The following is a 23450-nucleotide window of genomic DNA, read 5'->3' on the forward strand; positions in this document are numbered from 1 at the left end:
TCCACAAGCCCCGGCGGGGCTGACGGGCGCAATCATACACGGCTTGAAAATTAATGACGCAAAAATCTTGGAGATAACAAAAGCTTGCGAAAAACCGCCAGACGGCGCCTGCGCACTGCTTGTGCGACGAAGGATGAGTTGCACAGGGCACAACTCAAAGCTGAAATTCAACCTTGTAGCCGTTGACGAGCAGGGACAAGAACCAGAATAAACACAAGACAAGTCGCGAGGATGACAGCAATAGCCAAATCGCAGATAACAAAAAGCCCGCACAATGTGCGGGCTTTTTGATGTTTGGTGCACTCGACAGGATTCGAACCTGTGACCGCTCGGTTCGTAGCCGAGTACTCTATCCAGCTGAGCTACGAGTGCAGGTTGTGTTTGTTAAACCAGACCACCGCTGGCTGAAGCAAAGCCAACTGCCTGGGCAATTGACTCTTAAATGGTGCACTCGACAGGATTCGAACCTGTGACCGCTCGGTTCGTAGCCGAGTACTCTATCCAGCTGAGCTACGAGTGCAAGTTGTGTTTGATAGACCAGACCACCGCTGGTTGAAGCAAAGCCAATCGCCTTGGCAATTGACTCTTAAATGGTGCACTCGACAGGATTCGAACCTGTGACCGCTCGGTTCGTAGCCGAGTACTCTATCCAGCTGAGCTACGAGTGCATTTGAAGCGGCGCATTATAGACCGTTGAATCTCTCTGGCAAGATTTTTTTCAGTATTTTCAACAACTTACTGAACTGCCTAGATTACAACGTGCTACATGAATAATGGCGGAGAAGGGGGGATTCGAACCCCCGACACCCTTTTGAGATGTACTCCCTTAGCAGGGGAGCGCCTTCGGCCACTCGGCCACCTCTCCGCAACACGGGGCGTATAATAACCAGCCTTTTCCCCGCATGCAACTAAAAACTTAAATAAAATTAAAGACTTGGTTCTTCATCCTTTTCATTCTTGATCCGCAGGTAGATCTCTTCACGGTGTACGGCCACTTCCTTGGGAGCATTGACGCCAATGCGCACCTGGTTGCCTTTGACGCCCAATACGGTCACGGTAATTTCGCCATCGCCTATGATCAGGCTTTCCGCACAACGGCGAGTCAGAATCAGCATACGTTTCTCCTCACACTTATCTTTTCAGGGACAACAGTCTGCAAAAAAAAAGAGCCCGAGCCTACTAGCGACTAGTAGCACTCTGCGCTCCTTAGTATTGACCAACATGACAAAACGGGTGGGCTTCGTGCATGCCTGCCAAAAAACAAAGGGCGCGGATTAACCGCGCCCTTCTGCCAACGCCTTACTCGCCCTGTCGGGCTGGCGCATCCAGATCAAAAGCGGTGTGCAGGGAACGCACGGCCAGCTCCAGGTACTTTTCTTCGATCACAACAGACACTTTGATCTCGGAAGTCGAGATCATCAGGATGTTGATGTTTTCCTTGGCCAGCGATTCAAACATGCGGCTGGCAACGCCTGCATGAGAGCGCATGCCCACACCCACGATCGAAACCTTGGCAATGTTGGTGTCGCCCACCACTTCACGGGCACCGATCTCGCGAGCGGTATTTTCCAGCACGCTTTGCGCCGCATTGTAGTCATTGCGGTGTACGGTGAAGGTGAAATCGGTTGTGTTATCGTGCGCAACGTTCTGCACGATCATGTCGACTTCGATGTTGGCCGCGCTGATCGGGCCCAGAATCTTGAACGCCACGCCCGGGGTGTCCGGCACGCCACGGATGGTCAGCTTGGCTTCGTCACGATTGAACGCGATACCAGAAATGATCGGCTGTTCCATGGATTCCTCTTCATCAATAGTAATGAGGGTACCTGGACCCTCCTTGAAGCTGTGCAAAACGCGCAGCGGAACGTTGTACTTGCCGGCGAACTCGACTGCGCGGATCTGCAACACCTTGGAACCCAGGCTGGCCATTTCCAGCATTTCTTCGAAGGTGATCTTTTCCAGACGCTGCGCCTTGGCCACAACCCGCGGGTCAGTGGTGTAGACGCCGTCAACATCGGTGTAGATCTGGCATTCATCAGCCTTGAGGGCCGCTGCCAGCGCCACACCCGTGGTGTCGGAACCGCCACGGCCCAGCGTGGTGATATTGCCGAGCTCATCAACGCCCTGGAAACCGGCAACCACAACCACACGACCGGCCTTGAGATCAGCGCGAATCTTCTGATCGTCAATTTTCAGGATACGGGCCTTGGTGTGCGAGCTGTCCGTGAGGATGCGCACCTGGCTGCCGGTGTAGGACACGGCCGGCACACCACGCTTGTTCAGCGCCATGGACAGCAGACCAATAGTCACCTGCTCGCCCGTGGATACAATCATATCCAGCTCACGCGGCAACGGCTGATCGCTGATTTGCTTGGCCAGGTCGATCAGGCGATTGGTTTCGCCGCTCATGGCCGATAGCACGATCACCAGATCATTGCCGGCTTCGCGGAACTTCTTAACTTTATCGGCGACCTGCTCGATTCTCTCGACAGTGCCGACCGAGGTGCCTCCGAATTTCTGTACGATCAAAGCCATTTCAAAGCAGCCTCAGCCCATAAAGGGCGCCCATTTATCATTCAAACGACGCGCCGTTACTAGACAACGGCGCGTTCTGGACCTCAGATACCCTGCTCGACAAATGGCACGGTCAGAGCCAGCGCGGCGTCCAGGGCTGCAGCATCAACACCGCCACCTTGCGCCATGTCCGGACGACCACCGCCCTTCCCGCCCACTGCCGCAGCAGCCTGCTTCATCAAATCACCGGCTTTGAGTTGGCCAGTCAGGTCTTTGGTTACGCCTGCAACCAGTACAACCTTGTCTTCATGGACACTGCCGAGCAGGATCACCGCACGGCCGAGCTTGTTCTTCAGCTGATCTACCAGCGCCAGAAGCGCCTTGCCGTCTTGACCGTCCAGGCGGGCGGTCAACACTTTCACGCCTTTTACGTCCACCGCCGACGATGACAGATCATCACCCGCTGCGCTTGCGGCCTTGGCCTGCAACTGCTCAAGCTGTTTTTCCAGCTGACGGTTGCGCTCAAGTACCGCCGACAATTTGTCGACCAGGTTCTCGCGCGAGCCCTTGACCAGGCTGGCGGCTTCCTTGAGCTGCTCTTCGGCAGCATTGAGGTAAGCCAGTGCGGCTGCGCCGGTCACCGCTTCAATACGACGGATACCGGAGGCTACACCGCCTTCGCTGATGATTTTCATCAGGCCGATATCACCGGTGCGCTTGGCGTGGATACCACCACACAGCTCAACCGAGAAATCACCACCCATGCTCAGCACGCGCACGCTGTCGCCGTACTTCTCGCCAAACAGCGCCATGGCGCCTTTTTCCTTGGCGGTTTCGATGTCGGTTTCTTCAGTCTCGACCGGGGTATTCTTGCGAATCTCGGCGTTGACGATATCTTCCAGCGCCTTGATCTGCTCAGGCTTGATCGCTTCGAAGTGGCTGAAGTCAAAACGCATGCGCTGGCTGTCAACCAGAGAGCCTTTCTGCTGAACGTGCTCGCCCAGAACCTGGCGCAAGGCGGCGTGCAGCAAGTGGGTGGCCGAGTGGTTCAGCGCCGTGGCGTGACGCACATCGGCGTCCACCTGGGCTTCAACGGTTTCGCCCACTTTCAGGCCGCCCGCAGCAACCACGCCGTGGTGCAGGAAAGCGCCACCGGTCTTGGTGGTGTCGCGCACGTCAAAGCGGGCAGCACCCGCCTGCAGGTAACCGCAATCGCCGACCTGACCGCCCGATTCGGCATAGAACGGGGTCTGGTCGAGAATCACCACACCCTCGTCGCCTTCGTTCAGGCTGGCAACCGACTGCCCTTCTTTATACAGCGCAACCACCTTGGCCGAGGCCTGGGTAGCGTTGTAACCGACAAACTCGGTCGGCACGTCGACTTTGACCAGGGTGTTGTAGTCCAGGCCAAACGAGCTGGCCGAACGGGCACGCACACGCTGGGCTTCCATCTCGCGTTCGAAGCCTTCTTCGTCCACGGTCAGGTTGCGCTCGCGGGCGATATCGGCCGTCAGGTCCATCGGGAAGCCGTAGGTGTCGTAGAGCTTGAACACTACGTCGCCAGGCACCACGGTACCCTTGAGCTCAGCCAGATCCAGCTCGAGGATTTTCAGACCCTGCTCCAGGGTCTTGGAGAACTGCTCTTCTTCAGCCTTGAGCACGCGCTCGATATTGGCCTGCTCGCGCACCAGCTCCGGGAAGCTGGCACCCATCTCGGCCACCAGGGCCGCGACGATCTTGTAGAAGAAATTGCCGGTAGCACCCAGCTTGTTGCCATGACGGCAGGCGCGACGAATGATGCGGCGCAGCACGTAGCCGCGACCTTCGTTCGATGGCAGTACACCGTCGGCGATCAGGAAGCTGCACGAACGGATATGGTCCGCTACCACCTTGAGCGATGCCTGGCCTTCGTTGGCGCAGCCGATCGCGTCCGCCGCTGCGGTCAGCAGGCTCTGGAACAGGTCGATATCGTAGTTGGAGTTGACGTGCTGCATCACCGCACTGATCCGCTCCAGGCCCATGCCGGTGTCTACCGACGGCGCTGGCAACGGATGCAACACGCCATCGGCGGTGCGGTTGAACTGCATGAAAACGTTGTTCCAGATTTCGATGTAACGGTCGCCGTCTTCGTCTGGCGAGCCCGGCGGGCCACCCCAGATTTCCGGGCCGTGATCGTAGAAAATCTCGGTGCACGGGCCGCACGGGCCGGTATCGCCCATGGTCCAGAAGTTGTCCGATGCATACGGCGCGCCCTTGTTGTCGCCGATACGGATCATGCGCTCGGCAGGCACGCCGACGTCCTGGGTCCAGATGTCGTAGGCTTCGTCATCGCTGGCGTAGACGGTCACCCACAGCTTGTCTTTGGGCAGCTTGAGAACACCGGTCAGGAAGGTCCAGGCGAAATTGATCGCATCTTTCTTGAAGTAATCGCCAAAGCTGAAATTGCCGAGCATTTCAAAGAAGGTGTGGTGACGGGCGGTGTAACCGACGTTTTCCAGGTCGCTGTTCTTGCCGCCGGCACGCACGCACTTCTGGCTGCTGGTCGCTCGGGTGTAGGCACGTTTTTCTTGACCCAGGAAACAGTCCTTGAACTGGTTCATCCCCGCGTTGGTGAACAGCAGGGTCGGGTCGTTATTAGGGACCAAGGAGCTGGAAGGGACACGGGTGTGACCTTGCTCCTCGAAGAAGCGAAGGAAGGCTTCACGGATTTCTGCGCTTTTCATAGGTTCTTCCACGGAGGCTGCGGCCAGAGGCAAGTAAATCACGTCAATCGACAGTGCGACTCGCAAAGGGCCGCATTATATCGGCCCTTCGCCCCGGGTACAGCGTGTTTATACGATAGCGACAAGCAATTGGACGGATTGAACGCTTATTGAAGGGAAAACTCGGCAAAAACCGCTATCACCTGCTCAATCTGGCTGCGACTGACATCCATGTGCGTCACCATTCGCAAGCGCGGCGCGGCACTGAGCCTGATCCCCTGGCCGGCCGCAAAGGCCTTGAGTGCCTCGGCACGCTCACCGATCTGGACGTAGACCATATTGGTCTGCACCGGCTCAACCTCATAACCGGCAGCACGCAGGCCCTCGGCCAGCAACTGGGCATTGGCATGGTCATCGGCCAGACGCGCCACCTGATGATCCAGTGCATACAGCCCGGCAGCCGCCAGTTGACCGGCCTGGCGCATGCCGCCCCCGACCATCTTGCGCAGGCGTCGGGCGCGGGAGACAAGCTCGGCGGTGCCGCACAGCACCGACCCCACGGGCGCGCCCAGGCCTTTGGACAGGCAGACCGATACCGAATCGAAATGGCGGGTGATATCACCGGCGTCAACGCCCAGTTTGACCGCCGCGTTGTACAACCGCGCGCCATCAAGATGCAGCGCCAGGCCGTGCTCGCGGGTCAGGCGGCCGGCAGCTGCCAGGTACTCGGTGGGCAGCACCTTGCCTTGCATGGTGTTTTCCAGCGCAAGCAGGCGGGTGCGGGCAAAGTGGAAGTCATCCGGTTTGATCGCGGCAGCCACCTGTTTCAGATCAAGCGAGCCATCGGCCTGCACCTCCAGCGGCTGCGGCTGAATGGACCCCAGGACCGCCGCCCCGCCACCTTCATACTTATAGGTGTGAGCCTGCTGACCGACGATGTATTCATCACCGCGCTCGCAATGCGCCATCAAGGCCAGCAGGTTGCTCATGGTGCCGGTGGGCACAAACAGCCCCCTGGCAAAGCCCAGGCGCAATGCCAGCTCGGATTCCAGTTTGTTCACCGAAGGATCTTCGCCATACACATCATCGCCCATAGGCGCATTTGCCATGGCTTCACGCATGCCTGGGGTGGGTTGGGTCACGGTGTCACTACGAAGATCGATAACAGACATGGCATTGGCCTCGGCAAGGTTTGATCAGTGTTGAATGCTAAACGTGCGATTCCCGCCAGAACAAGCCTACTCTGCAGCGATCGACAATATTCGGATGCTCACGTAGGAATTACCTTATTAATGAAATGGAAAAACTGATAGCTATTAGCAAAAAGCATCAATGCATACTCGAAAAATATGTGATACAAAATGTCCGCCGCCAGAAAGGCTGGTGGCAACGTTCTCAGGGCGGGGTGCGACTCCCCACCGGCGGTAATTGCGCGCAAAGCGCATAGCCCGCGAGCGCTTGGCACATTCTTGAGCTTCGGCCAGGAATAAACCAAGGTCAGCAGACCCGGTGTGATCCCGGGGCCGACGGTCATAGTCCGGATGAAGAGAGAACGGGATTGGCGCCAAAGGGCCGTCAACCAGGCGGGATAGTGGCGATGCCGTATGGCCGTGCGCTGCCCTCCTGAACGTACCCTTTAATCCCATTCGATTCATATGCCCTGTTTTTCACACAAACAGGAATCTGAACATGCAACCTACAGCTATTCACCACAACGAACGTGTCGCATTTATCCAGGCTTCCTGGCACAAAGAGATTGTCGACCAGAGCCGCAAGGGCTTCCTGGCCGAAATGCTGGTGCTGGGCTATCAGGAAAGCGACATCGATTTCTTCGAAGTCGGCGGCGCATTCGAGATCCCGCTGCACGCCAAACTGCTGGCCAAGACCGGTCGTTACGCCGGAATTGTCGGCGCCGCACTGGTCGTGGATGGCGGCATCTACCGTCACGACTTTGTTGCCCAGACGGTCGTCAGCGGCCTGATGCAAGTACAACTGGAAACCGAAGTGCCGGTGTTCTCCGTCAGCCTCACGCCGCACCACTTCCACGCCGGTGAGGAGCATCAGAAGTTTTTCTTTGAGCACTTCGTGCACAAAGGCCAGGAAGCCGCCCGGACGTGCGTAGACACACTGCAGAAAATCCGCACCATCAAGCGCATGGATACCCAGCAAAAACGCGCGGTGTAATGCCTGATTCCCCGGCCAGCCCTGAAACCAGGCTCGCCGGGGAGCACACCATAAACATGTAACGCACACATAAGCCATCCAGGCGTTTCAATTGTCGATACAGGTGCCCGGTCACCGATGACATTTGAACTTGACGCCCAGGAGCATCTCTTATGTGCCCAACCCCGCCCCCAGTAACAACTACCCCTCTGCCAGCCCCTCATCATTTCGAGTTTGACGGCGGTGCCCAGGCCCCGCTCGAAAGAACCGAAACAACGGTTTCACACCCCCTGCCCCATGTGACAGAGAGCACCACACAAAGCATTCTTCATATTGGCGATAACGCCACCCTCGTGCGCTACGTCACTGAAGGCGTCCTGTACCCCCGCCCCATTGACCGCCTGGTCTTCCGTGCCTCGGTGGCGCGGGCATCCATTTGCGTCACCAAGGGCGACAACGACTCTCTGCTGATCGACCTGAACCATGAGCGCTATCGGATAAAGCCTGCAAGTGCAAAGCAGATCATCGAAATTCATACCTTGAACGGCAACGATACGGTTTACATCGCCGACACCCTGAAAAACACCTTTCATATCGAAACCGGCCCCGGCAATGACACCGTCGTGACCAGCAGCGGCAAGTCCACGGTGCTGACCGGTACTGGCGATGACATGGTGATGACCCGTGGGGGCACCAGCTACGTAGACACTGGAGATGGCAATGACATCGTCAACGCCAATGGCACGGGCACAACCGTTGCCTACACGGGCAAAGGGGCAGACTTTTTTCGTGGCGGGGCCGGCATGGCCTTTATCGACGCAGGAGAAGGTGACGATGTAGCCGTCGGAGGCCAGGGCCACAGCATTCTATGCGGGGGCGACGGCGATGACCTTATTACAGCCGGAGCGGGCTCCAATGTGATCTATACCGGCCAGGGCCAGGACATCCTCAATCAAATAAAAGACAGGGACAAAGTATTCACCGACAGCGAGCCCACCTATATCGCCGAAGGCAGAATCACCCCGCACAAAAAGGTCGCCAATACATTTATTGGCAGCCCAATCCCCCTGCCGGAATCAGGGCTGATTATTCAAGGCAGCGAAGAGTTTATCGTAAGGGTTCAGGATGACTTGAAACTGTTGCTGAGCTCCGGCAACGGGAGCCAGCTACTGCGCGAACTGACAAAAAGTATTCGTAAAAGCCAGAAACCCATCACCATCGCCGAACTCAAGCAGGTAAATAACGGCCTATTCATACCCAATCTGGGTGATGGCCGGTCTTTTATTCAGGTCGGGATGGCAGGTCTGCCTGATTTCGGAGGAACGGTGTACTACAACCCGGCATTTTCCACACCCGGCGCGATACCGCTTACCTCTCTCTACCACGAGCTATGCCACGCCTACAACTTTGTCACGGGCACACGATTTTTAGGCGCAAGCCCCGACGGGCATCAGGGAACCAAGCAAGCTGCGCTGGTGAAAAATGATGAACTGCAGGCCGTGGGCTTACCTTGCAACACAGAGCCCTTTGACTTCGATAAAGACCCTGCAACCCCTGCCCTCCCCACGAACCCGGCACAGTTCAGCGAAAACGGCATACGCGAAGAACTGGGGCTGCCCCTGCGCAAAACCTATATCCATTACTCGGATGATTAACCCTGTGGGGCCAGGGTTGTCGGTTCGATAATGATACCGGCGCGCAGGCCATTTTTGACTTTAGGGTTGGGAAAGATGATCCGCGCACCCTCTTCTTCAATAATCCAGCGGGTTTTGCCGGCGTCTTGCGCCAGCAGATAGCCCTTGGGCAACTCGCTGAAATTTTCGATATCGGCAGGCAAGTGCAGGATAAAGGCATCACTGTGCTTGATGACTTCACGCGCCACACTGAACAACTGCAAACCCTCGAGCGAAGCATCGGCCAGTGCTGGCTCGCTACCCTCGATCATCTGCTGCAAACGCTGCTCCAGACGTTCGACATTGACTCCGCCGTTCTGCCCGAAAGGCCGGGCCTTGCCCAACTCAAGGGTAAACGCCTCGGCGCCCAAGCGATCGTAGGTATAGGCACTGAACACAATGGAGGGCTTGTTTTGCAACAGCACCGCTTCCATCCCGGCCGCACGCAAGCGCGACAGCTCTTCGCGAGAGTGGCTACGGCCCACCTTGAAGGGATACAACGCAAACTGCTCGATCTTCGACCCTCGAATGGCCGTGTGCAAGTCGTAGTGCAGACGAGTACGCCCGGGAGGGCTGAAAAAGGTTTCAGCCAGGTGCTCAAGCTCGCACGCACGCAGGGCTTCGGGGCCACTGCTGCTTTCGTGACGGCCGTTGAACAGCCGGTTAAGGTCTTCCTCGACAAAACGTGCGCCAGTACGCATGGCGCCGGGGTTGCCGAACAGGAACAGAATTCGCGCACGGGGTTTGATAATACCCCGTGCAATGGCCTGCAACAGGCGATCAAGCAACTCGATCGGCGCTGTTTCATTGCCATGGATGCCGGCTGACAACAACAGATCCATACCGTTGTCACGAGCCTCGGGCGGGCGCACTTCAAGCGCGCCTTCGGTCAGCCAGCGCATCCGCACGCCGTCGACAGTCAGTTGAGTTTTCTCGGCCGGTTCACGTCCGGCCAAGGTCAGTTCAAGCAGTTTGCCGAGAGCGAGCATAGAACTTCCTTATCAGTGGTTGCAGTCCGGACCGTGTACGTGACCGTCTTCATCATCGCCCAGATCAGCCGGTTCCATTTCCAGTTGCAGGCTCACAAGGTTAGTCGCCAATGGGCGCAGCAGCAGGTTGGCGTATTCGGCATCGCCTTCTTCAACGTCTACACCGATCAGCAACTGGCCACGGCCGTCCTGCTGAATCCACAACTCCTTGCCCTGCCACATGACAGCAACGCGCGTGCAGGACGTTTCCAGCTGGGTACCGTCGGTGTCTTCAAGGATCAGCTTCAGGGTATCAGTCATTTCATCGCTCTCATTGGGGTGTGAAGGTGCGTGCCCGGCGTCAACTATCGCCCAGGCACAGCGCCTTTCAATTGATCTGGAAGGGGTAAACCGCGCCCAGTTTAAGGATTTGCGTCAGTTCATCCAATGCCGTGCGGCATTCAAGCAGCAATTGTGGATCAGCCAGGTCACTTTCGCGCAAAGCATCACGATAATGTTTGTTCACCCAGACCGTCAGGGTGTCGTACAGCGCCGGGGTCATGATCACGCCGGGGTTGACGGCCGCCAGCTCGGTTTCGTTGAGCGCGACCCGCAGGCGCAGGCACGCCGGACCACCGCCATTCTGCATGCTCTGCTTGAGGTCGAACACCTTGACCTCACGGATCGGCCCGCCAGCGGCCGTCAGCCCTTGCAGGTACTGCCACACGCGCGGGTTGGCACGACACTCTTCAGGCACGATCAATAGCATCGAGCCATCGGCGCGGCTCAGCAGCTGGCTGTTGAACAGATAAGAGCGCACGGCATCTTCCACGGCCACCTGATCACGGGGCACGCTGATCGACTGGAAGTTGGCGCCGCGGGTCGCCAGCTTGGCCTGCAACTCGGCCAGCATCTGCTCGGTATTGAGGAAAGCATCCTGGTGATGGAACAACAGTTCACCATTACCCACGGCGATTACGTCGTTATGAAACACACCCTGGTCAATGACCGCAGGATTTTGCTGGGCAAACACCACACCCTCCTCGCTCAGGCCATGCAGGCGAGCCACTGCCTGCGAAGCCTCGAGGGTCTGGCGCGCCGGGTATTTTTGCGGTGCCGGGTAACGACTGTCGAACGCACTGCGGCCGAACACAAAAAACTCGACACCGGCCTCACCATAATCGCGGCAAAAACGCGTGTGGTTGGCTGCACCTTCATCGCCAAATTGCGCCACTGCCGGCAAAGCCGCGTGGTGGGCAAAATGCTCCTGATCGGCAAACATCGCGCCCAGCACGCGACTGGTGGTCGGGTGCTCGATACTGCGATGGTATTTGCAATTGAGGTTGGCAGCGGTGAAGTGCACGCGACCGTCAGCGGTGTCGGCACTGGGGCTGACTGTGGCCGCATTGGCTACCCACATGCTCGAGGCCGAGCAGCTGGCGACCAGCAATGGCATGGCCTCTTTGGCGGCGCGCTCGATCACCTGAGCATCAGTCCCGGCAAAACCCAGGCTGCGCAAGGCAGCAACGTCCGGACGCTCTTGCGGGGCCAGCACGCCCTGGACAAAGCCCATGTCCATCAACGCTTTCATTTTTTCCAGGCCTTGCAGCGCAGCTTCCTTAGGGTTGGAAGCCTGCTGGCTGTTGCTCTGGGAAGCGACGTTGCCAAACGACAAACCGCCATAGTTATGGGTCGGCCCCACTAAACCGTCAAAATTGACTTCAAAGGACTTCATCAGCGAGGCTCCGGAAAACGGTTATAAGTCATACAGCACCTGTGGGAGCGAGCCTGCTCGCGAATGGCCTTTAAGGCTTTCGCGAGCAAGCTCGCTCCCACAGGGTTGAGATAAGCGTTACGACATCCGCACGCCCGGGGTCAGCGCTGCTGGCAAAGCCAGGGTCGGCGTTTCAAGGGAAGCCACCGGGTATGCGCAATAATCCGCCGCGTAGTAGGCACTGGCGCGATGATTGCCCGACGCCCCGATACCACCAAATGGCGCACTGCTCGCCGCGCCGGTCAATTGTTTGTTCCAGTTGACGATACCGGCGCGGCTTTCGAGCCAGAACTGCTGGTAACGCGCTTCGGAATCCGACAGCAACCCGGCCGCCAGACCAAACGCCGTGTTGTTGGCTTCAGCAATCGCCGCATCAAAGTCAGCGTAGCGAATCACTTGCAGCAATGGCCCGAACAGTTCTTCGTCCAAACGATCGCCAACCTCTGTCACATCGATAATGCCCGGCGTCAGCAAGGCGGCATTACTGTCTGGCTGGTGCATTTCCAGCAAGGCCACAGCCCCCGACCCCAGCAACACTTCCTGGGCATCCATCAAGGCGCGCGCTGCGCCAAGGGAAATCACCGACCCCATGAATGGCGCCGGCTGCTGATCGAAAGCACCCACTTCGATGCTCTGACTCACTTCAACCAGGCGCGTCAGCAGGCTGTCGCCCCATGCGCCTTGCGGCACCAGCAAGCGGCGGGCACAGGTGCAACGCTGCCCGGCGGAGATAAAGGCCGACTGGATGATGGTGTACACCGCTGCGTCCAGGTCCTCTACCTGATCGACCACCAGCGGGTTGTTGCCACCCATTTCCAGAGCCAGGATTTTGTCCGGGCGCCCGGCAAATTGCTGGTGCAGGGCATTGCCGGTGCGGCTCGAACCGGTGAAGAACAACCCGTCGATACCCGTGTGCGCCGCCAGGGCGATACCGGTGTCGCGTGCGCCCTGCAGCAGGTTGAGCACGCCCGCAGGCAGACCCGCTTCGATCCAGCACTTGACCGTCAGTTCGGCGACTTTAGGGGTCAACTCGCTCGGTTTGAATACCACGCTGTTACCCGCCAGCAACGCCGGAACAATGTGCCCGTTGGGCAAATGACCGGGGAAGTTGTACGGACCGAAAACAGCCACTACACCGTGAGGCTTGTGACGCAAAACGGCCGTGGCATCGCCCAGCGGTCCACTTTTTTCACCCGTGCGCTCGCGGTAGCTCTGTACCGAAATCGCCACTTTATTGATCATGCTGGTGACTTCGGTGGCCGACTCCCAGAGGGGTTTGCCGGTTTCTTCACCGATGCAGCGCGACAGTTCGTCGGCGTGGTTTTTAAGGCTTGCGGCAAACGCTTCGAGCACGCTCAGGCGCTGCTCGAAAGTCTGTTTGGCCCACTGCGGGAAAGCCTGGCGCGCAGCCTTCACGGCGGCATCCACTTGCCCGGCATCGGCGCCCTTGCCCGCCCAAAGCACGTGTTGGGTAACCGGGTTCAGCGACTCCAAAGCCTCGCCCTGCCCGCTCTGCCAGGTACCTGCGATATACAACGTACTCATTATTTTGACTCCCGTGGGGCCACTGACTGGGCGGACAAGGCAACGGCGCGCACCTGGTCGCCCGCGCTCAGTTGCAGGCGTTTGGCGGTCAGCGGGTCGACCACCAGGGTGCCAGCAGCCAGCCGCGCAGGGGCGGCCGTGATGCGGCAATCTTCGCGTTTGCGGTTGTGCATCAGGTAAGGCGTTGCGTCGTCACCCGGCGTGCCAATAGCCAGCACCAGCGCTTCGCTGTCGCGCACTGCGCGGATCTTGCTGGTTTCACACTCCACCGCCGGGCCTGCGTCAAAAATATCGACGTAGCCCTGATAACTGAAGCCTTCGCTTTTAAGCATGTTCAAGGCCGGTTCGGTGTGGGTATGCACCTTGCCGATCACCGCTCGGGCATCTTCGGACAGGAAACAGGTGTACACCGGGAACTTGGGCATCAACTCGGCGATAAAGGCTTTGTTGCCCACGCCGGTCAGGTAGTCGGCCTGGCTGAACTCCATTTTGAAAAAGTGCCGGCCCAGGCTTTCCCAGAATGGCGAGCGGCCACTTTCATCGGACATGCCACGCATTTCGGCAATGATCTTGCTGCCAAACAGCTCCGGGAACTCGGCGATAAACAGCATCCGCGCCTTGGCCAGCAGGCGGCCATTGAGCCCGGTACGGTAATCGGCACTCAGGAACAATGAGCACAGCTCGGAGTTGCCGGTCAGGTCATTGGCCAGAAACAGGGTCGGGATTTCGCGGTAAATATTCAACTCTTGAGAGGCGCTGACCGTCAGGCCCACACGGAAGTTGTACCAGGGCTCACGCAAGCCCACGGCACCGGCAATGGCGGAAATACCCACCACTTTGCCATCGTCGTTTTCGAGCACAAACAGATAGTCCGCATCGCCACGCTCGGCTTCGCCACGGAAGGTTTTCTCAGCCCAGGTGACCCGATGCAGCAAGCGCTCTTCGTTGGCCGGCAAGGTGGTCAGGCCGGTGCCGGTGCTGCGTGCCAGCTCAATCAGGGCCGGTAAATCGCTGTTGCGTACAGGACGAACGATCATGCTATCTCCTTGGACGGGGCTCGCTGACGACCCCCGCGAAACTCGCTCAAACGCGTTATACCGCTACCACTCGTACGCTGGCACCTTCGCCAACACCAAGTGCTTCGGCCGCTTCCAGATCCAGCGTGACCGGTTTGCCCGGCGCCCAATCCAGCTCCAGCAATACGGCGCGGTAATCCTGTAGCTGGGCATTGGCCACCAGATACTGACGTCCACCGCCTGTGCTCAGTACGCCGATCTTGACCGGAACCACGCGGCTCTGGGCGATTGAGCGGATGCCCGAAACCCGGGCATGCAAGGTCGGGCCACCGTCGAAAATATCGATGTAGTGATCGGTCTCGAAACCTTCGCGCATCAGGATGTCAAAGGTGATCTGCGCACGCGGGTGGACTTGCCCCATGGCCTCTTGGGCGGTGTCAGGCAGCAGCGGCACGTAAATCGGGTAATGCGGCATCAGCTCGGCAAGGAAGGTGCGGCTTTTAAGCCCGCACAGACGCTCGGCGGCGGCATAGTTCAAGTCGAAGAAGTTGCGGCCAATGGCGTCCCAGAACGGCGAGTCGCCATTTTCATCGCTGTAGCCAACGATCTCGGTGACCACGGAGTCGGCAAAACGCTCCGGGTGGTTGGCCACAAACAGCAGGCGGCCACGGGAGTTGAGTTCGGACCAGGCCGACCCCACCAGTTCCGGGACCACATAAAAACTGGTCAGCAGGCTGTTACCGGTCAGATCATGGCACTGCGACAGGACGTGAATCTTGTTGTGAATCTTAAGTTCGCGGGAGGCGTGCACGAACGTCTCGTTACGGAAGCTGTAAAACGGCTCCGAATAACCGGCCGAGGCCACGATCGCCGAGCACCCCACCAACTTGCCGGCAGCGGTGTCTTCAAGGACGAAAAAATAGCTTTCTTCGCCATTGAAGCTCACTTCGGCAGCGAACGAGGTTTCAGACGCGGCGATCTTGTCGCGCAGGCGTTCGATATCGTCCGGCAATGAAGTGACACCAATCGGGCTGTCCGCAGCCAGACGCTGTACCTCGCCCAGATCAGCCATTTGCGCAGGGCGCATCACCAGCATGGTGTCACTCCTTAATCCTTGAATTACATAGAGGGGTATAGGCCGAACAGTCGAGTACACCCGGGATTTCAACTGTGGGAGCGGGCTTGCTCGCGATGACGTCACTGCGGCGTGACTGACACACCGCGCTGCCTGTATCGCGAGCAAGCCCGCTCCCACATTGAAAGCCCTGTGCATTGAGCCTGGCCCGGCACATTAAATTCGGTTCGACGCCCGGCAAGCCGGGCGTCGAGGTCACACTCAGGCTTGCGTCAGATTCTTTACGGCACGTTCGAAGCGGTTCAGACCTTCTTCGATATCGGCCTCCTCGACCACCAGACTTGGTGCGAATCGAACCACGTCGGGGCCGGCCTGCAGAATCATCAGGTTTTCTTTTTCAGCGGCATTGAAGATGTCCTTGGCGCGGCCCTTCCAGGCATCGTTCAGCACACAACCCAGCAGCAGGCCCATGCCACGCACTTGAGTGAACAGGCCGTATTGCTGGCCGATTTGCTCAAGGCGGGTCTTGAACAGGTCATGCCTGGCCTTGACGCCTTGCAGTACCTCTGGCGTGTTGATCACATCGATTACCGCATTGCCGACTGCACACGCCAGCGGGTTACCGCCGTAGGTGGTGCCGTGGGTGCCGACAACCAGATGCTTGGCCAGCGCTTCGGTGGTCAGCATGGCTGCGATCGGGAAACCGCCGCCCAGGCTCTTGGCGCTGGTCAAAATATCCGGGGTCACGCCGTAATGCATGTAGGCAAACAGCTCGCCGGTACGACCCATGCCGGTTTGAACTTCGTCAAACACCAGCAACGCATTGTGCTGGTCGCACAGTTCGCGGGCGCCTTGCAGGTAAGCCTGCTCGGCCGGCAGCACGCCGCCTTCGCCCTGGATCGGCTCCAGCACCACTGCGCAGGTCTTGTCCGAAATCGCCGCTTTCAGCGCGTCAAGGTCGTTGAACGGAACATGGGTAATGCCGGTGATTTTCGGACCAAAACCGTCGGAGTACTTCGACTGCCCGCCCACGTTCACGGTGAACAGCGTGCGGCCGTGAAAGCTGTTGAGCGCAGCGATGATTTCGTACTTCTCGCTGCCGAAACGGTCATGGGCGACACGACGGGCCAGCTTGAAAGCGGCTTCGTTGGCTTCAGCGCCCGAGTTGCAGAAGAACACACGCTCGGCAAAGGTCGAGTCCACCAGTTTTTTCGCCAGGCGCAACGCCGGCTCGTTGGTGAACACGTTGGACACATGCCAAAGAGTATTCGCCTGCTCAGTCAAGGCACCGACCAATGCCGGATGCGCATGGCCAAGAACGTTAACGGCAATGCCGCCCGCGAAGTCGATCAGCTCCCGACCGGCCTGATCCCATACTCGGGAACCGGCACCACGCACAGGAATAAAGGCTGCAGGCGCGTAGTTGGGAACCATGACCTGGTCGAAATCGGCGCGTTGCACCGGGGCTTGCTCAACGGACATCGGAGTCTCCTGAAGAGGAACGCCTGCCTAAACTGGCGAGCGATGGGGGGATTGTAGGGACACATCGGGAGCACGCCTTGTCGCCAAGCGACAACTTCTTATAGCGCCAAACCACGATTTACAAAGGCATTACGACAATGCGACATATTCCGTCACAAAGGCGCAGTTTAAACGCTGGGGCGTCTTTGCGGCAGCACTCTGGCGCGCTGATTTGCCCGGAAAACGCGAGTTTTTGCCGATCACCGCCGGATCTGTACGTATGGGTGCTAAATATGTATGGATTGATCGCTGATTGTTGATGCAAAGCCTCCGCCAGCCAGCAAATATTTGCGCTTTTTAACGGGCTCGTACTGGCGGATCTTGAAGGTACTCCATCAGGACATTCGAGTACCGGACATGCCCGATCCAACACCTCTTGCGCCCCTGAAACCGCCCCCTGAAAAAGGGTTAACAGCGGCGAACCGACTCCAGACCATCCCCCACTTCACGACCATTGCCGAGGCCATGCCGCCCTGGGCCACGTCCCTGGGCCGACCGACCCTGAACGCATTGAAAGGGACGCCCCCCAGCCTTCACCCAACCTTGAGGACCCTCACGCCCGCTCAGGGCGACACCTTGCGCAAAACGTTTGCAGCGCGATGGGCCGCCCGCAACGATGTTGAAAAAGACCTGGCAAGGGTCGTAGATGTTCACGGGTTTGCGGCGCCCTTGCTGAACAACCTTATTAAACGCCAATATCAGCTGGACCTGGATGTACACAACACCTTTATCAATCTGTATATCCCGAACTACCTGCCTGTCATCGGCCTGCGCGAAAGCGGTACCACGACCTGGCGCGTGTCCCTGCTAGACGCGGCCCTGCACAACTTTGAACTGCATGAAACCCTGCCCTATGCCTACCTCTCAGGCTCGGGGTATATCAGCCGCCCCGATGCCCAGGGGCATTTCAAGCAGCTCAATCACATCACCGAGCACATGCCCGTGCAGGCGTTCACGGCCTTGTGCCGAACACTGAATCTGGGCGCCCGCTACAAGGACCATCTCACGCGCCATCTGGGTCTTGACGATCATGGCAGGCAGTTAAGGCTGAAAAACAAAATACTGGACAGTCAACGCGCCGACCTGAAGGCCGATCTGACCTACGCCGTGATGACCAGACAGATCGGCCTGCCCCTGTATGAGTCACTGGATGCCTTTCTCATAGGCCTGGACAACCGTTGGCTGACCTATCGCCTGACAGTGCTCTCCCTCGACATCGAAAGCCCGCTGATCTTCATGCCGGTACATCAACGATCGGTAGTTGCGTACATACCCCACGACCCCCTGCATCCGGTCAAGGAATACTCATCGATCGGCGAGTGCATGGCGCATCTGACCGAACGCCTGAAAAGCACTTCCTACCAGCATTTCTTCAGCCGCTTCGTCGCCCACGACCGATTGGGGGCTTTTCTGGAGGGTCTTAAAAGAACCTACTGGCAGGTCATCCCCGACACCCCCATCGCACCGGGCGCAACGCTACCAGACGCACTGGTTGCGCAAACCCTGATACCGATCGAAAAACCCGCGATTGAATACCTGTTGGTGCCGATAACTGATGACCTCTGGGAAACTCTTTACAGCAGGCAACTGGCAAAAATTTTCAACGATGCCAAAAGCCTCGCCGTGTCGACCGATGCCGAAGACCGCAAAACCCGTGAGGCACGCCTTGAACGCCTGAAAGGCATTGGCATGGCACTGCTGAATGCCGCAGCCTTTGTCATCGCGCCTTTTGTACCTGTCGTCGGCGAACTGATGCTGCTGCAAATGGCCTGGCAACTGCTGGACGACACCTATGAGGGTATCCACGACTGGGTGCAAGGCAAGACCACTGAAGCATTCGAACACCTGTTCGGGGTGCTGGAGAGCGGTATCCAGGCAGGTTTTTTTGCGGCGGGCACAAAAGTGCTGGGAGGCTTGCTGCCCAAGCCATCCGCCTTTGTACAAGGCATGAAACCTGTCACCTGCAACGATGGCGCCACTCGATTGTGGAACCCTGACATCAGCGCCTACCACCACGACCTGGCACTGCCCGAACACCTCGCGTCCGACGAACTGGGCCTGCAGTACCACCAGGACAAAACACTGCTGACCCTCAGTTCCGGGCAGCAAGCCCGACACACGCTGGTACTGGACAAGACCGAAAGCGCCGGCCCTTATACCTTGCGTCACCCGACACGGCCCCACGCCTACGGCCCCCGGATGCAGCACAACGGTGAAGGCGCCTGGCTGATGGAGGGTGAGCGCCCGCAAACCTGGCAAGGCTCGATCCTTATGCGTCGGCTCGGCCCTGTCGCCGAGGGCTTCAGCGATGCCGAGCTGGAAAAGCTGCGAATTATCAGCGGCACCGATGAAGGCGTGTTGCGAAGGGTTCACCTGCATAACGAACCGACTCCGCCTCTGCTCAAAGACTGTATGGCACGACTGAGGATCCAAAAACAAAATATCGAGGACATCACCCGTATTCGCCAAGGGCGAGCCCTTTCAACCAAGGGGAACTGGCTGGAAAGCCTGCCCACCGAATTACCCGGCTGGCCGCCAGACAAAGCCCTGAATGTCTTTGTCGATGAAACCCTCAGTGGCATGGCCCATGTCTACGGTGCCCCCGAGGCACTCCCCGAGGACTCTCTCAGGATTTCTCAGCAGGACATCAAGAACGGCAAACTGTGGCCCCTGATTGTCGACAACTTCAACACGCCTCAACTCGATGCCCTGCTGGGCCCGCGCGCAACAAAGACAGAAGCCGTCAACACCCTGCAGGCCAAGGTGTCCGACTACGCCCGGCAACGACGGGAAGACATCTTCGACCATCAGTACGCCAGGGAGCGCCAGACAAAAAACCCGGCAGCGCGATTGATAGAAAGCACCTTTGCGCACCTGCCCGCCCCTGTCACCCAAGCGCTGCTTGAGACCACCAGCACGCTCGAGAAAACCACCCTCCTCGAGAATGGCAGAATCCCCCTGAGGGTAAAAAATCTGGCCACCGAGCTGGAACACCAAACCCGCATAGCTCACGCCCAGGAGGGACTGCTTGAAGATGACCTGCTGACTCCAGACGGCGAAAAACTGGCCATAAACATCCTGAAAACCTACACCGATGCGATCCACGACCTTCATCTCGAGGTGCGCGATCTGGTCGTTGACGGCACCTTGCGCTGCAGCCATGCCCCCAAGGACGCCAGGCACACCCGAATACTGGTTCGTAAAGGTCCGGACGCCTATGAGACCTACGATGGCGAGCATGCCCTGCTGCATCCAGCCTCGCGCTTTCACGGTGCGCTGATGAAGGCGCTCCCCGAACGCAACAGCGAGCACCTGAAATCCAGGTTCGCCATTGGCCAGAACTTCAAACAATGGCTGGCAGATAAGTACAGCGCCCCCGGTGAAATCCGAACGGCACTTGATCTGCCATCCCCGGCAGCTTGCGTGGCAACCGAAAGCGAAACCCTGTTGCGCGGCGCCGCCAGCAGCCGGGTCAATACCACGCCTGCAGCCAATCCCTTGCAGGAACGGGTCAAGGCCCTCTACCCCTATCGAAATAGCGACGAGATAGCGTTGATCACGGCGCGAATCGACAGCGAGCAGGCCCTTGAACACCTGCGCGCCACCGAGGAGGAAAAAGACCAGCTTTTCGAGACACTGGACAACTGGATCAGCGCTGCGATCGGCGTCACCACCGACAACGCATTGCCACCCAACCTTCATGGTTTAAGGCGCCTGATAGGCTCCAGAATAAAGAACTCCTGGCTATCGGCCGACAAGGTCCATATCAACAAAACAGGACAGGCTGCCATAGTGGCCGAACTGGACTTCAGCAGCACCCTATTCGGCCATGCCGGCACCGACAGCCTGGTTTTAAGCCGCCCCCTGAGCCATGTAGGCCTGCTGAGGCTCGACGATTGCAGCTTTTCCCCAAACCAGGGCGACTTCCTGACCTACTTTCCCAATCTGAAGGTACTTTCGCTCAACGCCAACGACCTTGAAACCCTGCCCGAGACACTCGATACACTGCCGCACCTCAGGTCGCTGCACCTTGCCCATAACCGCCTGACCCTGAACGCCGGGATGCAGAGTCAGCTCAAGCACCTTACCCGTCTTCAACACCTTGATCTGGGTCACAACCCTCTTGGCAGCCCTTTGGCCGTGGGGCATATGCCCGAACTCAGGACACTCGTACTGGAGAACACCCGCATCACTCAATGGCCCCCGGGGTTGTTCGACCAGCCACGACCGAAGGCTTTCAAATTGAACCTGCTGGGCAATGAGATCCATACCGTGCCCGACTACCCCGATCAATCGGCCGAATCCTGGTTGATTGCCAATGCCCGCCTTGAACGCCAGAAGCTCGACCTGGAGAGTCAGGACCGTGTCACTCAGTATCGCCGCGCCCTTGGCCTAGACCCTCATCGCACTTATCCGCCACGAGGGTCAGAGCAAAGCTCATTCTGGTTGTTCGGCCCCCCCGGGTCACAGGTATCCATGCAGGAACTCTGGGAGACTCTAGAGCACGAGCATGGCTCACAGGGATTTTTTGAAGTCATCGCCCGAATGGAAATCCCCCCGGACGTATTTGAAACACCCTCTGACCAAATTGCCTATCAGGAAGGCCTGGGAGATTTGACGCAGAAAGTCTGGCGCTTGATCGATGCTGCCAGTAACGACACCCGCATGCGCGAGCTACTGTTCACCATGGCCAGTTCGCCCACCAATTGCGCCGACGCCGGCGCCCAGATATTCAATGCCATGGGCCTGGAAACCATGGCCCATGAGTTCTATAACGCCCGAAGCACACCGCTGGAACTGGAAAAAAACCTGATAACGCTGGCACGCGGCAAGGCCCGGCTGGCCAAGATCGGTGACATTGCCCGGGCTGATGTGGCGCAACGCGTCAGGCCTGTGAGTGAGGGCGGCCAGGGCTTGAGGTTTACCAGCGAAGTGATCGATGGTGCGCCCGGAACGGTCGACGAAGTCGAAGTCCACACCGGCTACCAGACCCGGCTGAGCACAAGCCTCGAACTGCCCTGGGTACCTAACTACATGGTCTACAGGATGACTGCCCAGGTGGGCGATACGGAGTTTGTCAGGGCCTATCGCCTGATTCATGAGGGCGAAGCCGGTGACGGGCTGGTCAATCAGATCCTTGATGTGCCCTTCTGGGAGACCTACCTGAACAAAACTTACGCCTCGGAACTGGACGCCAACGCCAGCCTCTTCGAACAGAAGGCCGAGTGGCTCGAGCAGCTCAGGGAGCTGCAGGATAATTGGGTTCGCTCGGATACGCGCCTGGAGCAGCGCCATGCAGGGCAGCGTGTCGAGCTGCAGGAACTCGCCCTAAAACTGGCAGTGCCTGAGCCTCAGGTATTCACCTCCGAGCCCATGAATGACAGGTTCTACTACCGGATCTACAGCCAGATCGCCGATGAACGCAAAGAGCTCAGCCGGCAGTTGACCCGTCAGGCTCTGACCAAAGCCAGGCTGACCTGACCTCAGCCGCGCTCGGCCGGGGCCGAAGACAACTCGAAAGGGCTGCTGCTACGGCGCTGATTGCGATCTTCACGGGGAGTCGCACCAAAGAAGTTGCGATAGGCGCTGGAGAAATGCGGCCCCGACGAGAAACCGCAGGACAAGCCGATCTGGATGATCGACTTGCTGGTTTGCATCAACATCTGCCGGGCTTTATTCAGGCGCAGTTCGAGGTAGTACTGACTCGGCACGCGATTGAGGTACTGCTTGAAGATACGCTCCAACTGACGACGGGAAACGCACACATGCTGGGCGATTTCGTCGGTGGTCAGGGGCTCTTCAATATTGGCCTCCATCAGCAACACAGCCTGGGTCAGCTTGGGATGGCTGGAGCCAAGACGGTTCTGCAGCGGGATACGCTGACGCTCACCGCCTTCACGGATGCGCTCGACCACCAGCTCCTCGGACACCGCACCGGCCAGTTCGGCACCATGATCGCGAGCCAGCACCGCCAGCAACAAATCGAGTACCGACAGCCCGCCGCAAGCGCTCAGGCGATCACGATCCCAGTCGAACAAATGACTGGTGGCGATTACTTTGGGGAAGCGCTCGGCGAAATCGTCCTGCCAGCGCCAGTGCACGGCCGCACGGTAGCCATCCAGCAAACCCAATTGCGCCAGCGGGTAGACACCCGCCGACAGCCCGCCAATCACGCACCCTGCCCGCACCAGTTGCTTGAGCGCACTGCTCAGGGCCGAGGTCAGGGCGGCAGGCGGCTCATCCGCCAGCAAAAACAGCTTTTGGCAACCTTCAAGCTTGCCGTTCCAGGGCTCACCCGGCAATTGCCAGGCTCCTTCAAGCGGTGCCTCGGCCTGCAAGAACAACAACTCGTAGACGACTTCAGGATGCACGCGCTGGGCAACACGCAACGCTTCCTCGGCCAGCGCCAGAGTCAAGGCTTTGGTGCTGGGCCAAATGAGGAAACCAATTCGATGGGCGGTCATGGCGTGCTATCCGGAACGAAAACGGGAATAAAACC

General features: G+C 58.5%; 15 protein-coding genes, 4 tRNA genes and 1 riboswitch. Of the genes, 3 read left to right on the forward strand and 16 right to left on the reverse strand.

Annotated features, from left to right (window positions below; all coding sequences use genetic code 11):
* Positions 1-295 precede the first annotated feature (295 nt).
* The 8 genes from HBN79_RS16530 to ltaE form a co-directional block, all read right to left on the reverse strand.
* A tRNA-Arg gene (locus HBN79_RS16530) sits at positions 296-372 on the reverse strand.
* Between the two features lie 71 nt (positions 373-443).
* Positions 444-520, reverse strand: a tRNA-Arg gene (locus HBN79_RS16535).
* Between the two features lie 71 nt (positions 521-591).
* Positions 592-668: transfer RNA gene (locus HBN79_RS16540), tRNA-Arg, on the reverse strand.
* A 106-nt stretch (positions 669-774) separates the two neighbouring features.
* Positions 775-865: transfer RNA gene (locus HBN79_RS16545), tRNA-Ser, on the reverse strand.
* A gap of 61 nt (positions 866-926) precedes the next feature.
* Positions 927-1115, reverse strand: coding sequence for a carbon storage regulator CsrA (csrA, locus tag HBN79_RS16550; RefSeq protein WP_095003370.1), 189 nt, complete (start codon positions 1113-1115; stop codon positions 927-929).
* Between the two features lie 184 nt (positions 1116-1299).
* A complete protein-coding gene (locus HBN79_RS16555) occupies positions 1300-2535 on the reverse strand; it encodes an aspartate kinase (protein WP_095003369.1) in 1236 nt (411 codons plus the stop codon).
* An 83-nt stretch (positions 2536-2618) separates the two neighbouring features.
* Entirely contained in the window at positions 2619-5237 is a 2619-nt protein-coding gene (gene alaS / locus HBN79_RS16560) for an alanine--tRNA ligase (protein ID WP_095019219.1), read from the reverse strand.
* Between the two features lie 146 nt (positions 5238-5383).
* Positions 5384-6388, reverse strand: coding sequence for a low-specificity L-threonine aldolase (ltaE, locus tag HBN79_RS16565; RefSeq protein WP_095003367.1), 1005 nt, complete (start codon positions 6386-6388; stop codon positions 5384-5386).
* A 215-nt stretch (positions 6389-6603) separates the two neighbouring features.
* Positions 6604-6774: riboswitch (FMN riboswitch) on the forward strand.
* Positions 6775-6905: 131 nt separating this feature from the next.
* Between ltaE and HBN79_RS16570 the strand changes: the two genes are divergently transcribed.
* Both HBN79_RS16570 and HBN79_RS16575 read left to right on the forward strand, forming a co-directional pair.
* Positions 6906-7400, forward strand: a complete 495-nt coding sequence (locus tag HBN79_RS16570) for a 6,7-dimethyl-8-ribityllumazine synthase (RefSeq protein ID WP_095003366.1) — start codon at positions 6906-6908, stop codon at positions 7398-7400.
* Between the two features lie 152 nt (positions 7401-7552).
* Positions 7553-9034, forward strand: coding sequence for a M91 family zinc metallopeptidase (locus HBN79_RS16575; protein ID WP_169916907.1), 1482 nt, complete (start codon positions 7553-7555; stop codon positions 9032-9034).
* Here HBN79_RS16575 and astE read toward each other — a convergent pair.
* The 7 genes from astE to HBN79_RS16610 all read right to left on the reverse strand — a co-directional run bounded on the left by astE (position 9031) and on the right by HBN79_RS16610 (position 16912).
* Entirely contained in the window at positions 9031-10041 is a 1011-nt protein-coding gene (gene astE, locus HBN79_RS16580) for a succinylglutamate desuccinylase (RefSeq protein ID WP_169916908.1), read from the reverse strand. The two genes, HBN79_RS16575 and astE, sit on opposite strands and share 4 nt — an antisense overlap.
* A gap of 12 nt (positions 10042-10053) precedes the next feature.
* A complete protein-coding gene (locus HBN79_RS16585; protein ID WP_003440880.1) occupies positions 10054-10341 on the reverse strand; it encodes a hypothetical protein in 288 nt (95 codons plus the stop codon).
* 67 nt (positions 10342-10408) lie between these two features.
* Positions 10409-11755 (reverse strand): N-succinylarginine dihydrolase, encoded by a 1347-nt coding sequence (gene astB / locus HBN79_RS16590; protein WP_095003230.1) that lies wholly within the window; start codon positions 11753-11755, stop codon positions 10409-10411.
* 117 nt (positions 11756-11872) lie between these two features.
* The gene (gene astD / locus HBN79_RS16595) at positions 11873-13342 is read right to left on the reverse strand and encodes a succinylglutamate-semialdehyde dehydrogenase (protein WP_169916948.1); all 1470 of its coding nucleotides are present in this window, start codon (positions 13340-13342) and stop codon (positions 11873-11875) included.
* Positions 13339-14376, reverse strand: coding sequence for an arginine N-succinyltransferase (astA, locus tag HBN79_RS16600; RefSeq protein WP_095003232.1), 1038 nt, complete (start codon positions 14374-14376; stop codon positions 13339-13341). Before astA ends, astD begins: the two co-directional genes overlap by 4 nt.
* Before the next feature lie 55 nt (positions 14377-14431).
* Positions 14432-15451, reverse strand: coding sequence for an arginine/ornithine succinyltransferase subunit alpha (gene aruF, locus HBN79_RS16605; protein WP_169916909.1), 1020 nt, complete (start codon positions 15449-15451; stop codon positions 14432-14434).
* Between the two features lie 240 nt (positions 15452-15691).
* Positions 15692-16912, reverse strand: a complete 1221-nt coding sequence (locus HBN79_RS16610) for an aspartate aminotransferase family protein (protein ID WP_095019710.1) — start codon at positions 16910-16912, stop codon at positions 15692-15694.
* A 396-nt stretch (positions 16913-17308) separates the two neighbouring features.
* Here HBN79_RS16610 and HBN79_RS16615 point away from each other — a divergent pair, with 396 nt between their 5' ends.
* Positions 17309-22432 carry an NEL-type E3 ubiquitin ligase domain-containing protein gene (locus HBN79_RS16615; protein ID WP_169916910.1) on the forward strand — a complete coding sequence of 1708 codons (5124 nt, stop codon included), beginning with the start codon at positions 17309-17311 and terminating at the stop codon, positions 22430-22432.
* Positions 22433-22434: 2 nt separating this feature from the next.
* Here the strand turns inward: HBN79_RS16615 and argR are convergent, their stop codons facing one another.
* Positions 22435-23415, reverse strand: a complete 981-nt coding sequence (gene argR, locus HBN79_RS16620) for a transcriptional regulator ArgR (RefSeq protein ID WP_095003236.1) — start codon at positions 23413-23415, stop codon at positions 22435-22437.
* Between the last annotated feature and the right edge of the window lie 35 nt (positions 23416-23450).

It is taken from the genome of Pseudomonas sp. WS 5051 (assembly GCF_012985715.1).
Taxonomy (GTDB): Bacteria; Pseudomonadota; Gammaproteobacteria; order Pseudomonadales; family Pseudomonadaceae; genus Aquipseudomonas; species Aquipseudomonas bubulae.

Excerpts from the sequence above, each read along its gene's own strand:
- astB (WP_095003230.1), bottom strand. The coding sequence starts at position 11,755 with ATGAAGTCCTTTGAAGTCAATTTTGACGGTTTAGTGGGGCCGACCCAT.
- astA (WP_095003232.1), bottom strand. The coding sequence starts at position 14,376 with ATGATCGTTCGTCCTGTACGCAACAGCGATTTACCGGCCCTGATTGAG.
- HBN79_RS16615 (WP_169916910.1), top strand. The coding sequence starts at position 17,309 with ATGCCCGATCCAACACCTCTTGCGCCCCTGAAACCGCCCCCTGAAAAA.
- HBN79_RS16585 (WP_003440880.1), bottom strand. The coding sequence starts at position 10,341 with ATGACTGATACCCTGAAGCTGATCCTTGAAGACACCGACGGTACCCAG.
- astE (WP_169916908.1), bottom strand. The coding sequence starts at position 10,041 with ATGCTCGCTCTCGGCAAACTGCTTGAACTGACCTTGGCCGGACGTGAA.
- HBN79_RS16610 (WP_095019710.1), bottom strand. The coding sequence starts at position 16,912 with ATGTCCGTTGAGCAAGCCCCGGTGCAACGCGCCGATTTCGACCAGGTC.
- argR (WP_095003236.1), bottom strand. The coding sequence starts at position 23,415 with ATGACCGCCCATCGAATTGGTTTCCTCATTTGGCCCAGCACCAAAGCC.
- aruF (WP_169916909.1), bottom strand. The coding sequence starts at position 15,451 with ATGCTGGTGATGCGCCCTGCGCAAATGGCTGATCTGGGCGAGGTACAG.
- HBN79_RS16575 (WP_169916907.1), top strand. The coding sequence starts at position 7,553 with ATGTGCCCAACCCCGCCCCCAGTAACAACTACCCCTCTGCCAGCCCCT.
- HBN79_RS16555 (WP_095003369.1), bottom strand. The coding sequence starts at position 2,535 with ATGGCTTTGATCGTACAGAAATTCGGAGGCACCTCGGTCGGCACTGTC.
- alaS (WP_095019219.1), bottom strand. The coding sequence starts at position 5,237 with ATGAAAAGCGCAGAAATCCGTGAAGCCTTCCTTCGCTTCTTCGAGGAG.
- HBN79_RS16570 (WP_095003366.1), top strand. The coding sequence starts at position 6,906 with ATGCAACCTACAGCTATTCACCACAACGAACGTGTCGCATTTATCCAG.
- ltaE (WP_095003367.1), bottom strand. The coding sequence starts at position 6,388 with ATGTCTGTTATCGATCTTCGTAGTGACACCGTGACCCAACCCACCCCA.
- csrA (WP_095003370.1), bottom strand. The coding sequence starts at position 1,115 with ATGCTGATTCTGACTCGCCGTTGTGCGGAAAGCCTGATCATAGGCGAT.